Below are 12,392 nucleotides of genomic sequence, written 5' to 3' on the forward strand. Positions count from 1 at the left end.
CCCCCAACTGGACTCTTCCGTCGCTTACCGGCCAAGATGCCCCTGGATCACATCGGGCGCTCGACGGGCGAGGACGAGGGGCGGGGCGGGGCCACGTGCCGGACGACACACGACGGATCGCGAATCGGTACGACCTGCTCGAACCCCTCAGTCACGGCGGTATGGGCGACGTGTGGCGTGGTTTCGACGCCGTGCTGGACCGGCCCGTCGCCGTGAAGCTGGTGCGGCCCCAGGCCGTGACGTCGCCGCAGCTGGCGGAGGAGTTCGAGAAGCGGTTCCGGCGGGAGGCGCGGGTCACCGCGCGGATCCAGCACCCGGGCGTGCCGCAGGTGTACGACGCGGTGCTGGACGAGTCGTACGACCAGCTGTTCCTGGTTGAACCGTTCCGGGTTCGGTAGGGACTCGATCGTTTGAGAGGATCGAGTCCTGGCACGTCCTTCCCCTTACCCTCTTGAGCTGCGCAAGCACGCGGTCCGCATGGTCGCCTAGGTGCGGCCCGAGTACGACACCGAGTGGTCCGCAATGAAGGAGGAGTCCTTGGAAGAGGGCGAAGCGAGGCGACTCGCGGAGGATTTCGGTCGTGGCTTGACCGATCGGTGGGACGAGTGGGCCTTTGAACTGGGGCTGTGGACAACCCCGGTCGTCACGGGCAGGTTCGGCTTCACCTGGCGCCCCACCGCGAGGGACGAGGGCGGGCGTCAGATCCGCGTCGGCGGTAACTGGCCCCTACTCGTCGCCCCGGACACCGGCGCCTGTCGACTCGTGAAGGGTGCGAACGAGTTCGCGGCGCTCAAGCAGCACATCGCCGGTTCGCAACACCCCCTGGGGCCTGTCCCTTTGACTTCACGGTGATCGGGCCACGTGCGAGGGTGGCGGCCATGCCACCTCTTGGTCGCCACCTCCGATCCTTCAGGTTCACGTTCGGGCTTGCCCCGACGTGCTTCACGGCATGCCGGGAGACAGGTGACCCGGCTCTGGAGCACGCCTTGGCGGACGAGGCGACGCTCTGCGGCATCCCTCTGCGTCAGGTGACGATCTATCGGCATCTGTTCGTCGCGAAGAGGTCCGGAAGGTGCTCGGACTGCCGGGTGCGGGCAGTCGACGCCACGCCCAGGCCCTGAGTCGGACATTCCCTGGCGAGCGGGCGACCTCGGCTTTCCGTGGTCGCGTCCAGATCAAGACGGCTGCGCGGTGGAGTGCGCTCTCGTAGGCGATGGCGAGCATGTCCGTCGGAGCCCGTCGGCTCGACCGGCCCCACAGTCAGGGTACGAGGGAGCCGTGGGAGGTGGGAGCCTGCTCGGCAAGCCAGTTGGTCAGGGCCCGCCGGGCCGCAGCGACCCGCTCGGTTTCACCATGTGGTTGCACAGACCCACTGTCCTCCCGCCACGTGGTTGTCGTGCCAGTGGACCTTGACGCCCCACTGGCACGACTGTCCCGGTGGCGCGATCACCTCCGCCCGGAGCCCGCCCGAGGGCTGCCCGTTCCCGACCTCGACTCGATGAAGCGGGTGCTGAAGTAGGGCTCGCCCTGTCCCTCGGTTTCGTCGGTCAGCACCGGTTCGCCGGCGCGGGGCGGAAGGTGGGGCCGGATTCCGTCGTAGGCGACTCCGCCCTGCGGCGGGAGGTCGACGACCGTCTGCGCGGTGCTCTTCCCGCACGTGAGGTCGGTGGCTTTCCAGTCGTCGATGGTCACCGCGTACTCCCGGGTGCTCAGCACGGTCATCTTGACCATGTCGGAGAGTTCCAGATGCCCGTCGGGGATCAGCGCCTGCCTGTACCGCTTCGGAGCGTGCTCCAGCAACGGCGCGTAGGCAAGCGGACGGCCGCCCAGTGACTTCAGGTAGGAGAAAAGGACCTTACCCGTCCCGCGAGTTGACACCAGGCGGACGACGCCTCCCGCCCCGAACCGCGGGGACCGGTGGCGTCGGCGCGCTCCGGGAGGAAACTTTCCCGAGAATGCTGTCGTGGACGCATCAATCTGCGGCATTCTGGGCCCGTCCGTGTAGCGGACATCAATCTTCCACGCACTTCGTAGTTCGGAGACAGCATTGCGCTCGATACGCATTGCCCTGCTGGGCCTCGTGGCCCTCGTGGGCGGCCTGCTCGCGGCGACGCCCGCGCAGGCCGCGCCCCTCTTCAAAGCCCCCTTCTCCTGTGGCCAGAAATGGACGTACAGTCACCACTCGGCCGAGGTCCGGGAGGCGCTGGACTTCGTCCGCAGTGACGGCGGCACCACCAACGGCTCGCCCGTACTCGCCTCGGCCTCCGGAACCGCCACCCGGCACTATCAGGCGAGCGGCGCCGGCAACTACATCAAGATCGACCACGGCGGCGGCTGGCAGACGTACTACTTCCACCTGAACGCCTTCTCCGTCGCCAGCGGCGCGTATGTCGGCCAGGGACAGCAGATCGGCACCACCGGCAGCACCGGCAACAGCTCCGGCGCGCACATCCACTACGAGCAGCTGTACAACGGCGTCGGCCAGAAGATCAAGATCAACGGAACCTCGCTCGCCTACCCCGGCTCGTACGGCAGCTACCACCTGACCAGCGACAACGGTTGTGGCAGCAGCAAGTACTGGGTCGACACCTTCGCCAACACCACGGGCTACGCGCAGCCGAACACCAACGACCCGCAGGGTGTGCTGAACGCGGGCACCAACTACGTGTACTGCAAGGTGTGGGGCCAGGAGATCCGCGGCGCGAACGGCACCTACAACCACTGGTGGCTGAAGACGGACCTCGACACCACCTACGCGGGCAAGAACGGGCGTGGAGCGTACGTCTCCGCGTACTACCTGTCGCGCTGGGGCAACGACGAAGCGCGTGACAACAACGGAACCGTGATCCCGAACTGCTGACGCGCCATCACCGAATGTGCCGGGCCCGGCCGCTCCCCTCGTGAGCGACCGGGCCCGGCGCGCGTCGCCTCACGTACGTACAGCACACTCCCGTAACACCGACCCGCCGTCACCGCCCCTGCTCAGCCCGACGCCGAGTCCGGCCGCGGCCTCCTCCTCTTCGCCGTCCTGGCCGACGACCGGGGCGTCACCGACCGCCGCTCCGGCCCCGGCAAGGCAGTATGGGCGTCCGTGAGCGTGACCCGACCTCCAGCGCCGGCGGCAGGAGGTAGGCCAGGCCCACGTTCTGCCTGATCAGCAGCCGCATGTCCTCGACGGTCAGCTCGCCGATCGGCTTACGTCGAAGCGCGTGCGCGGTCGCCACGAGCCGGGTCGCGTCGCCCGACGGGGCCGGCCGACGGTCGCGCTCGAGCTCCTCGAGGGAGCGGTCACGGTGCACGAGTCGAGTCACCGAGGGATCGTCCCATGCCGGATCCCAAGCGCGGTCCGAACCGCCCCGGCTCGGAAAGCCGGATGCACGGGTGCCGCGTGCCGCCGGACGCGTCAGAAGCGGGGCTCGGCTCGCCGGTCCTCCGGGGGAGCGACGGCCCCGCGGTCGCCCGCGAGGCGCTGGAGCACCGGCTGGTCCCCTCCCCGCGCGGCAGCGACCGACCGGTACGGCCAGACCCGGCTCCACGGTGAGATGGGGCACATCCCGCCCGCCGAACACGAAGCCGCCAACCACTACCTGAACACCACGAAAGCCCAGGTCACCACCAACATCTGAGATCTCCACCGGCCCCGGAGCGGGTCACCAAGATCGTTTTTTTAGGCGTATTTAGGAGTACTAATGGCTAGATGGGCCCCACGACAGGGTGCCCACTGTGCACGGCCTCCCCATCCCTTCGGATCGAGGCCGCGGACGTCTGCCCACGCCGGCGCCCGCCCGAACTCGTCTCCGATAGGAAGAGGAGCGCATGACAGAAGCCGCAAACACGCCCCGCCCCGGGAACGAGCCGCCCAAGGCCCCGATCGAACGCCGCCAGCTCGGCGGCACCGAACGGCGACGCCACGGCCAGGAGGCCGAGAACCGTCCTCCCGTCTCTCGCCAGGAGCTCAGCAAGGCCCCCGCGGAACTCATCGAGGAACCCGGCCCCAAGGTCAACTGGCGCGTCTTCGTCATCTCCTCGGCCGTCATCGTCGCCTTCTCCCTCTGGGCCATGTTCATGCCCGGGCACGCCGCCGGAACCATGCGGGCCATGGTGGCCTGGATCGCGGAGAACCTCGGCTGGTTCTACGTCCTGACCGTCACCGTGGTGATCGTGTTCGTCCTCTGGGTCGCGCTGTCCAAACAGGGCTCCGTCCGGCTCGGCCCCGACCACTCCCGGCCGCAGTACAAGCTCTTCACCTGGGTGGCCATGCTGTTCGCCGCCGGCGTGGGCATCGACATGCTCTTCTACTCCGTCACGGGGCCCATCACCCAGTACATGGCTCCGCCGACGGGCGAGGGTCAGACGGGCGCGGCCGCCCAGGACGCCGTGGTCTGGACCATGTTCCACTACGGCGTGGCCGGCTGGGCCATGTACTCGCTGCTCGGCATGGCCATGGGCTACTTCGCCTACCGCTGGGGCATGCCGCTGTCCATCCGGGCCGCCCTGTACCCCCTGCTGGGCAAGCGCGTCCGCGGCGGGATCGGCGACACCATCGACATCGTCACCCTGGTCGGCACCGTCTTCGGCGTCGCCACCTCCATGGGCATCGGCGTCGTGCTGCTGAACGTCGGCTTCTCCCTGCTGTTCGGCCTCCCGCAGGGCCTGGCCCTGCAGATCGCGCTGGTGGTCGTGGCCGTGATCATGACCATCGCCGCCTGCACCTCGGGCATGGACAAGGGGATCCGGCTGATCTCCGAGCTGAACATCTGGGGCGCGGCGGCCATGCTGCTGTACATCCTGGTGACCGGAGAGTCGGCGTTCCTCCTCAACGCCCTGGTGGAGAACATCGGCCGGTTCGTCTTCTCGCTGCCGGACCGAACCCTGCAGACCCTCGCCTACCAGGAGGGGGGCTCCGAGTGGATGGCCGGCTGGACCCTGTTCTTCTGGGCGTTCTGGCTGGCCTGGGGCCCGTTCGTGGGCCTGTTCCTGGCCCGCATCTCCCGCGGCCGGACGCTGCGCGAGTTCGTCATCGCCGCCGTCACCGCCCCAGTGCTCTGCGACTTCCTGATCGTGAGCATCTTCGGCAACAGCGCCATGCACCAGGTGATGAACGGGAACGAGGAGTTCGCCCAGCAGGCCATGGACAGTCCGGAGAAGGGCTGGTTCGCACTGCTGGAGATGTTCCCCGGCGCCGGCTTCCTGATCGGCCTGGGCACGCTGTCCGGATTGCTGTTCTACCTCACCAGCGCCAACTCCGGCGCCATGGTGATGTCCAACTTCTCCTCCTCGATCCCCAAACCGTCGCAAGATGGGGCGAAGTGGCTGCGCGTCTTCTGGGCGGTGCTCACCGCGGTGCTGACCATCGCGATGCTGGTGGCCGGCGGGGTCACCACCATGGAGTACGCGACGCTCATCTTCGCCCTGCCGGTGACGGTCATCGCCTGGCTGGTGATGGCCTCCTTCTCCAAGGCCCTGCGCATGGAGCGGGCCGAGCGCGAGGGCCGGGTCCTGCGCCGGCAGTCGACGGCGACGCACGGCGGCTACGTGCCCGAGCGCACCTGGCGCCAGCGGCTGGAGCGGATGCGCTCCTACCCCTCGAAGAAGCAGGTGGCCCAGTTCATGGAGCGCACCGTGCAGCCGGCGCTGGCCGACGTGGTCCGCGAATTCGAGAAGCAGGGCTACCAGGCCACGCTGGACCTGGCCCCGAACGAGCACACCGGCATCTCCGGCCACGCGCTGGTGGTCGTGATCCCCGAGCACCGCGACTTCCACTACCAGGTACAGGCCGTCGAGGCCCCGGTGCCGATGTTCGGCGGACGCATGTCCCGCCAGACGGACGTCTACTACCGGGTGGAGGTGTTCACCCAGACCGGCTCCGAGGGCTACGACCTCATGGGCCTGTCCCCCCAGCAGGTGATCGACGACGTCCTGGACCGCTACGAGGCGCACCTGGGCTTCCTCACCTACTCCACCCAGCACGACTACGCCTCGGTGCTCACGCCGCCGGTCGCGACCACCACAGGCGCCATCCCGGTGGTGGAGCCCGCGGAGCCGCAAGACGACGCCGGTAAGGACACAGCGGACATCGGGCCGAAGGCGTAGGCGCCGCTCCACCGGACGGCCGGTGCCCGCGCCACCCGCTTCGCAGCCCCACGGCGGCCGCCAGGTCTCGTAGCGACCCCGTCCTCCCGGAGCCGGCGGCAAAGCCGGCCGGGCACGGCAAGGCCCCCGCGCCGATCCTCGGTGCCGGGGGCCGTCTTTCGTGCGCCTGGCGCCGGGCCGTTCGACTTCCGACCGAAAACGTTTAAACTTTAACTAGCGTCCGGTTGCGGGTCCGAGGCCGAGGAAGTGCTCAAGCTCATGGCCAGTGGCAACATCACCTCGAAGATCGTGCCCATTACGTTCGAGCAGATCCCGGAGTACGTCGACAAGCTCGCCAAGGGCGAGGTCGCCGGACGGGCTGTGGCGATTCTCTGAGCCGAGGGAAGCGCCGACCGTCGCAAGCCGCCCCATGCCTCCGCTCAGGTGCACGATGCCGGGCACCGCCCGGACTCCTGGGGCCACCCTGCCCCAGCGACGTCAACGAGACGCTGAACCTGATCACCGCCGATCTGTGCGCCGACGCCGTACGCCACGGACGGGTCCCCGGCCGGGACTTCCGCGTCCGGCCGGCCGCCGAGGCGGACGGCGGGCGGCTACGCGTGGCGGCCTCCGACACCCGCGCGGAACGCGGGCCCGTCGCCACTGCCCCCGCCCCCGCGGACGCCGAGTCCGAGTCCGGCCGCGGCCTCCTGCTCGTCGCCGCCCTGGCCGACGACCGGGGCGTCACCGATCGCTGCTCCGGCTCCGGCTCCGGCTCCGGCCCCGGCCCCGGCCCCGGCCCCGGCCCCGGCAAGACCGTGTGGGCGACGGTGAGCGCCGCGCCGACCAGCCGACCAGCCGGCCCGGCGCCCTTCGGCAAGCGCCGACCGCCGCATGCCTTGCCGACCCGCCACCAGGCTCGTGACGACCGGTCCCACCCGGACGGAAGCGACCCGTCGAACCGGCGACGCATCGGGCACCGACCTGATCAGGCCCTCCTAGACCCGTACTTCGCGGGTCCCTCGATCGTGAAGATCAAGTGATCGGGATCGGTCCACGGGCGGTCGGCCCGGCGGCGTGATTGTCATCGGGCAACCGATCGCGGCGGGAACCGGTCGGTGATCATGCGCTGAGCCTTCACTAACGGGTGACCCGCGAAGTGCGGGCCTAGAGCGTGTGTCGGAAGTGCTCTAGGTTGACTCATGTGAGTGCGCGGGGGCGGAGTTACCGATATGTCGGACCGGTCGAGCTGAAGGCCGCGGTCCTGCCCTGCAGCGGCGGATGCCGGATCAGCTCGGCGGCTGACTTCGACGGCTGGGTCGCTGAGCGATCGGCAGCGGAACTGGCCGAACCGTTCACCTTCGTGGTCGGAACGGACGGCGTACTTCGACTGGCACCGCGGCGAAGCGAGCACGTGGCCTGTGCCGGCGGAGCAATGGTTCTGAGCGCCGGCGAGATCAGCTTCTTGCGCGAGGCAGGCCGGTGGGCCGTGGGCGACGTCAGCAACCACTCCACCGGGTACTGCCCGGGCGTCAGCTCCTGGGCGGCAGTCGCCCGTGCTCTGGACGACGTAGAGCTCGGGCGTCCGTCCGGCTTCACCCATGGGGTGGTGTTCCGGCGGTGCCCTGACTGCCAGGAGCACAACATCGTGCGTGAGGACGACTTCGTCTGCGTCTTCTGCGGCAGCGATCTGCCTGAGGTGTGGAACGTGGATCCCGCCGTATGACGGCCGTGGGTCACAGCCACTCGTTGATGGCCGCGATGAGGACGGTCGCGATGAGGACGGTCGCCTCGTAGCGGACCGCGAGCTTGTCGTATCGCGTGGCCAACGGCGCGGTGTCTCTTGAGGCGGTTGAGGACTTCGACGGGCCTACGCCGATGGCAGGCGGACCACCAGCCGGGCGCCGCCGAGGCCGCCGTCGGTCGGTGGGGGGTCCTGGTCGGCGTAGGCGACACCGCCGTGGGCGGTGACGACCTTGCCGACGATGGCGAGGCCGAGGCCCGAGCCGCCGGCGTCACGGGAGCGGGCCTCGTCCAGGCGCGTGAAGCGCTCGAAAACGCGGAGACGATCCGGCTCGGGGATGCCGGTGCCGTCGTCGCTGACGGTGAGTTCCACGGTGTCCCCGTGCTGGTCGAGCCTCACCCGCACATGGTGTGCCGCGTGCCGGCGGGCGTTGTCGAGCAGGTTGCGCACCACGCGGCGCAGTGCCTCCGCGTCGCCCCGTACCCGGCCGGCGGACACGCCGCGCGCGTCGATGGCAGCGGTGGAGAGGCCGCGTTGGTGCCGCACCTCGGCCAGCACCACCTCGTCCAGGTCGACCACCCGGTCCGAGGGACGCCGGGCCGCGGGATCCTCGCTGCGGGCCAGGGCCAGCAGCCCCTCGACCAGGTCGTGCAGGCGCAGGGCGTCCTCCAGGAGATCGGCGGCGGTCTTCGGATCGCGCTCGGGATCGGGGTAGGCGGCCATGACCTCCAGCTGGGCCATGATGGCGGCGAGCGGACTGCGCAGTTCGTGGGCCGCGTCGGCGACGAAGCGCCGCTGGGCGGCGGACGCCTGATCCAGGCGGCCCAGCATGTCGTTGAGGGTGGTGGCCAGCGCGTGCACCTCGTCCTGGGACGGGGGGAGGTCCAGGCGGCGATGCAGGCCGGTGGCGCTGATCTCGGTGGCCTGGCGGCGCAGCGTCTCCACCGGGCGCAGAGTCCGTCCGGCGGTGAGCCAGATGGTCCAGGCGACCAGCGCGGTCAGCGCGGGCACCCCGATGGCCAGGCCGGCGACCAGACTGTCCAGGGTGTGTTCGGACTGCTCCAGGGAGACGGCGGCGATGATCGTGACTGGTACGCCCTTCAGCCGGGCCGGCCTCGCGGCCACGCGGAAGTCGCCGCCGTCCCCTACGGGAAGGTCCATGAGAGTCGCCGTGTGGCCGGCCCTGATCCGGGCGGGCAGCGGGCGCGGGAAGCCGCCGGCCTGGCCCGGGTGGATGTCGTAGTCGGAACTGGAGACGACGTGCCCCGAGGAGTCGACGACCACGACGACGTCGGCGTCGCTGCCGTTGGAGGGGATGAGGTCGCGCAGCCGGTGGTCCCGGACCAGGGTGGAGACGTCGGAGACCCGCTGCTGGGCCGTGGTGTCCAGGCGACTCCATATGGAGCGCTGCAGTCCGGCGAGGAGGCCGAGACCGGCCGCGATCACCGCCACCGCCACGATAGAAGTGGCCCAGAGCGTGACGCGTGAGCGGAGGGTGAGCCGGCGATGCCGTCGCGGCCACCGTACGAGCGCCCGGATCAGGCGGGAGCGGGCGGACACTCAGCCGCCCCGTCCGTCCAGCCGGTACCCCACACCGCGCACCGTCTCGATGGAGGAGCGGCCGTACGGGGTGTCGATCTTGCGGCGCAGGTAACCGACGTACACCTCGACGATGTTCGGATCGCCTTCGTACCAGGCGTCCCAGACCTGGGCGAGCAGCTCCGTCTTGCTCACTACGGCATCCGGGTGCCGCAGCAGGTACTCCAGCAGCCCGAACTCGCGGGGAGTGAGTTCCAGGACGGTGTCACCGCGACCGCAGCGGTGGGCGCCCGGGTCCAGCCACAGGTCGCCGGCGCGCAGCACGGCGGGGCGCTGGGGAGTGCGGCGCCGCATCAGCGCGCGAACGTGGGCCAGCAGCACGACGAAGGAGAACGGCTTGGTGAGGTAGTCGTCAGCGCCCAGGTCGAGCGCGTCGGCCTCGTCGTACTCGCCGTCCTTGGCGGTCAGGACCAGCACGGGAGTGGTGACGTCCTCAGTGCGCAGCGTGCGGCACACGTCGTAACCGTTGCGTCCCGGCAGCATGAGATCCAGGATGATCGCCGCGTAGTCACCGTACTGGGCCAGGTGCAGCGCGCTCTCGCCGTCGTACGCGATGTCGACGCCGAAGCCCTCGGCGCGCAGCCCTCGCTCCACCGCGGCCGCGATATGCCGTTCGTCCTCGACCACCAGCACCCGCACGTGCCTCTCCTCCCAGGGGGGCCGAACGGCCGCTCCGGGCCCTGGACAGGGGCGGCCGAACGGTGGTCTCCGCTGTCGAGTCTAGATGCAAAGCGCTGGTCAGCGTGCCGCTCTCAGCGTTCTCCCAGGTAAGACTCAGCACGCGTTCAGGAGTTCTCAGCGTCCTCTCAGGAGGGCCCCCGCACAGTGGGGGAAGCGGCTCGTCGTGTGGGCACAGCGCCTGCGGGAGGAGCCACCCTCGACGAAAGGTATCCCTGTGGCTTCGACTTCCGTGCGGCAGCGAGAGCACGTGTCCACGACTCGGACCTCCCTCCGTACCGCACAGAAGCCCGCACCCCAGGTCCACGAATTCCGCTTCCCCCGTCCGGCCCCCGCGTGGCGCTGGGCCCTGATCGCGGTGGGCGGGTACGCCGCCGGTCTCGGGGCCTCCGCCGTCGGCGTACCCGCCCCGTTTCTGCTGTCTTCCCTCGTGCTCGGCGCGGTCCTTGCCCTGACGGGCAGGGTCCGGGGCCGGCTGCCCGGTCCGCTGAACCGTTCCTCACAGGCACTGGTCGGCGCCCTCATGGGCAGCTACCTCACGGCGTCCGCTCTGGTCGCGGCAGCCCCGGTCGCGCTGCCACTGACGGCCGTGACCGCGGCCACCGTGGCGCTGAGTGTCGCGGTGGCCTGGTTTCTCGCTCGGCGGGGGAGCATCAGCAAACCCAGCGCTGTCCTCGGCATGGTTCCCGGCGGCTCGGCGGCCATCGTCAGCTGCGCCGACGAACTGAAGGCCGACGTGCGGCTGGTCGCCTTCATGCAGTACCTGCGGGTCGGTCTGGTGGCGACCACCGCGCCCCTGGCCGCCCACTGGATGATGTCGTCGCCCGGGCGGTCCGGGGGCCAGGCGTCACACGGCGGGCCGGCGCACTCCGGGTTCCTGCACCTCGTCGCCGGGTCGGACCAGCTCACCGGCCTGCTGGTCCTCGTCGGCGTCTGCGCGGCCGGGGTCCTGGCAGGGCGGCGGCTGAGGCTGCCCACCCCTGCGCTGATCGGGCCCATGCTGCTCGCGCTGGTCGTGACCCTGAGCGGTGTGCTGCCCGGTTTCGCGCCGGCCGGAATCCTGCAGAACGCCGTCTTCGTCCTCGTCGGCCTGGACGTCGGCGTACGCTTCACGCGCGACACGCTCGTGCGGGTCAGGCAACTGCTGCCGTCGATCCTGGTCGGTATGGCGGCGGTCTGCGTGGGCTGCGCCGGGCTGGCGTGGATCTTCGCGAAGGCGACCGGCACTCCTGTCGTGGACGCCTACCTCGCCACCACGCCCGGAGGTATCAACGCAGTCCTGGCCGCGGCCGTCTCCGGTCACGCGGACGTCGCGCTGATCTCCACGGTGCAGAGTCTGCGACTGCTGCTCGTGGTCCTGGTCACCCCCCTGATCATCCGCCGACTGGCGGTGAGCCGGGCGTAGCCCGACGTCCTGACGCCGCCCCACCGGCACCGAGCGGTGGACCCACACCACCGGCGGCGCCGTCGACTCCTCGCCCGCGGTTGTCCGCGGCACCGTCTACGTCGGCAGCAACGACGGCACCGGCATGGACGACGCCACGGTGTTCGCCCTGGATGCCGCCAGCAGCGCTGGTTCGGTCGACTGGCAGCGATGATGTTCGTGGTGACGCTGCGGGCGGGCCCGACCCGCCGACTGACATCAGTGAGCACAGGAACCATCTCGGTCCTTGCGCGCTGGGTCTTTCCAGGGCCATGAGTGGCACTGGGGCCACCGTCGGCCGATCGGCCTTGGGTGCGGCTCTGTTTGAGGGACGGTGATCACGCCGCGAGTGCGAGGCCGTCGGGGTAGCGGATGGCGTGAACCCGCAGATGCTCGCGCTGCACGTGATACTCCCGGTACTCCTCGAAGTCGCCGTTGCTGATCACCACGCGGAGCCTGAGGACGGCCTCGGCCCCGGCCAGGCCCCAGCGGGCACCGGTGATGTCCCTCCGGTCCTTGACCAAGGTGCCGGCAGGCCCCTCGATCACGCCTGTCGCGATCGGCCAGCCTTCGGCGAGGGCGATGTCGTAGCCGAGGTAGGGGAGTTTCGCGCGCAGGTAGCCGACCGCCTTGTCCACTCCGAAACGGCGCTGGTCGTCCAGCTCCAGTGCGTCCGCCTGCGCTTCGAGCGCGTCGGTGACCTGAGCGGCCTCCCCAGGACGGTGCGGGAGCGGCTGCACCGGTTCAACGCCGAAGGCCTGGACGGGCTCGGCGACCGGCCGATCCCGGGGCGCCCCCGCCGGCTGACCGAGGACGAGCGCTCGGCGATCATCGCCCTGGCCCGCAGTGATCCTCCCAGGCGCCCGGTGCCCGGCC

12 protein-coding genes and 2 pseudogenes are annotated in these 12,392 nt (G+C 70.1%); 8 read left to right on the plus strand and 6 right to left on the minus strand.

Translation table 11 applies throughout. The annotated features are described in order from the left end of the window. Nucleotides 1-161: 161 nt before the first annotated feature. Together ACFP2V_RS26850 and ACFP2V_RS26855 are read left to right on the plus strand one after the other, a co-directional pair. Nucleotides 162-377: pseudogene (locus ACFP2V_RS26850) on the plus strand (serine/threonine protein kinase); the annotation flags it as partial. 112 nt (nucleotides 378-489) lie between these two features. Continuing rightward, nucleotides 490-852 (plus strand): hypothetical protein, encoded by a 363-nt coding sequence (locus ACFP2V_RS26855; RefSeq protein WP_381217691.1) that lies wholly within the window; start codon nucleotides 490-492, stop codon nucleotides 850-852. Between the two features lie 276 nt (nucleotides 853-1,128). Here the strand turns inward: ACFP2V_RS26855 and ACFP2V_RS26860 are convergent. Together ACFP2V_RS26860 and ACFP2V_RS26865 are read right to left on the minus strand one after the other, a co-directional pair. Then, a pseudogene (locus ACFP2V_RS26860) lies at nucleotides 1,129-1,230 on the minus strand (IS5/IS1182 family transposase); the annotation flags it as partial. 216 nt (nucleotides 1,231-1,446) lie between these two features. Then, nucleotides 1,447-1,878 carry a hypothetical protein gene (locus ACFP2V_RS26865; protein WP_381217693.1) on the minus strand — a complete coding sequence of 144 codons (432 nt, stop codon included), beginning with the start codon at nucleotides 1,876-1,878 and terminating at the stop codon, nucleotides 1,447-1,449. A 169-nt stretch (nucleotides 1,879-2,047) separates the two neighbouring features. Here ACFP2V_RS26865 and ACFP2V_RS26870 point away from each other — a divergent pair, with 169 nt between their 5' ends. Further along, a complete protein-coding gene (locus ACFP2V_RS26870) occupies nucleotides 2,048-2,860 on the plus strand; it encodes a M23 family metallopeptidase (RefSeq protein ID WP_381217695.1) in 813 nt (270 codons plus the stop codon). Nucleotides 2,861-3,047: 187 nt separating this feature from the next. Here ACFP2V_RS26870 and ACFP2V_RS26875 read toward each other — a convergent pair whose 3' ends face one another. Then, nucleotides 3,048-3,311 carry a contact-dependent growth inhibition system immunity protein gene (locus tag ACFP2V_RS26875; protein ID WP_381217697.1) on the minus strand — a complete coding sequence of 88 codons (264 nt, stop codon included), beginning with the start codon at nucleotides 3,309-3,311 and terminating at the stop codon, nucleotides 3,048-3,050. A 505-nt stretch (nucleotides 3,312-3,816) separates the two neighbouring features. Between ACFP2V_RS26875 and betT the strand changes: the two genes are divergently transcribed. The 3 genes from betT (at nucleotide 3,817) to ACFP2V_RS26890 (ending at nucleotide 7,798) form a co-directional block, all read left to right on the plus strand. Continuing rightward, the gene (gene betT, locus ACFP2V_RS26880; RefSeq protein ID WP_381217699.1) at nucleotides 3,817-6,093 is read left to right on the plus strand and encodes a choline BCCT transporter BetT; all 2,277 of its coding nucleotides are present in this window, start codon (nucleotides 3,817-3,819) and stop codon (nucleotides 6,091-6,093) included. Between the two features lie 509 nt (nucleotides 6,094-6,602). After that, on the plus strand, nucleotides 6,603-7,115 hold the full coding sequence (locus ACFP2V_RS26885; RefSeq protein ID WP_381217725.1) for an ATP-binding protein: 513 nt from the start codon (nucleotides 6,603-6,605) through the stop codon (nucleotides 7,113-7,115). A gap of 206 nt (nucleotides 7,116-7,321) precedes the next feature. Then, nucleotides 7,322-7,798: a hypothetical protein gene (locus ACFP2V_RS26890; protein WP_381217727.1), complete on the plus strand. Its 477-nt coding sequence runs from the start codon at nucleotides 7,322-7,324 to the stop codon at nucleotides 7,796-7,798. Between the two features lie 144 nt (nucleotides 7,799-7,942). On the opposite strand, the gene ACFP2V_RS26895 is transcribed toward ACFP2V_RS26890, so the two are convergent. Together ACFP2V_RS26895 and ACFP2V_RS26900 are read right to left on the minus strand one after the other, a co-directional pair. Continuing rightward, nucleotides 7,943-9,274 (minus strand): ATP-binding protein, encoded by a 1,332-nt coding sequence (locus ACFP2V_RS26895; protein WP_381217701.1) that lies wholly within the window; start codon nucleotides 9,272-9,274, stop codon nucleotides 7,943-7,945. Between the two features lie 102 nt (nucleotides 9,275-9,376). After that, on the minus strand, nucleotides 9,377-10,054 hold the full coding sequence (locus ACFP2V_RS26900) for a response regulator transcription factor (protein WP_055629569.1): 678 nt from the start codon (nucleotides 10,052-10,054) through the stop codon (nucleotides 9,377-9,379). 289 nt (nucleotides 10,055-10,343) lie between these two features. Between ACFP2V_RS26900 and ACFP2V_RS26905 the strand changes: the two genes are divergently transcribed. Beyond that, nucleotides 10,344-11,498 (plus strand): AbrB family transcriptional regulator, encoded by a 1,155-nt coding sequence (locus ACFP2V_RS26905; RefSeq protein ID WP_381217703.1) that lies wholly within the window; start codon nucleotides 10,344-10,346, stop codon nucleotides 11,496-11,498. Nucleotides 11,499-11,854: 356 nt separating this feature from the next. On the opposite strand, the gene ACFP2V_RS26915 is transcribed toward ACFP2V_RS26905, so the two are convergent. Beyond that, on the minus strand, nucleotides 11,855-12,256 hold the full coding sequence (locus ACFP2V_RS26915; protein WP_381217705.1) for a hypothetical protein: 402 nt from the start codon (nucleotides 12,254-12,256) through the stop codon (nucleotides 11,855-11,857). Here ACFP2V_RS26915 and ACFP2V_RS26920 point away from each other — a divergent pair. Next, nucleotides 12,239-12,392: helix-turn-helix domain-containing protein (locus tag ACFP2V_RS26920; RefSeq protein ID WP_381217729.1), on the plus strand; the 154-nt coding region annotated here is incomplete at its 3' end. The two genes, ACFP2V_RS26915 and ACFP2V_RS26920, sit on opposite strands and share 18 nt — an antisense overlap.

The sequence above is a fragment of the Streptomyces incanus genome (genome assembly GCF_042656345.1).
GTDB classification, from domain to species: Bacteria; Actinomycetota; Actinomycetes; order Streptomycetales; family Streptomycetaceae; genus Streptomyces; species Streptomyces incanus.

Bases quoted from the DNA above. Each gene is read 5' to 3' on its own strand.
- betT (WP_381217699.1), top strand. From the start codon at position 3,817: ATGACAGAAGCCGCAAACACGCCCCGCCCCGGGAACGAGCCGCCCAAG.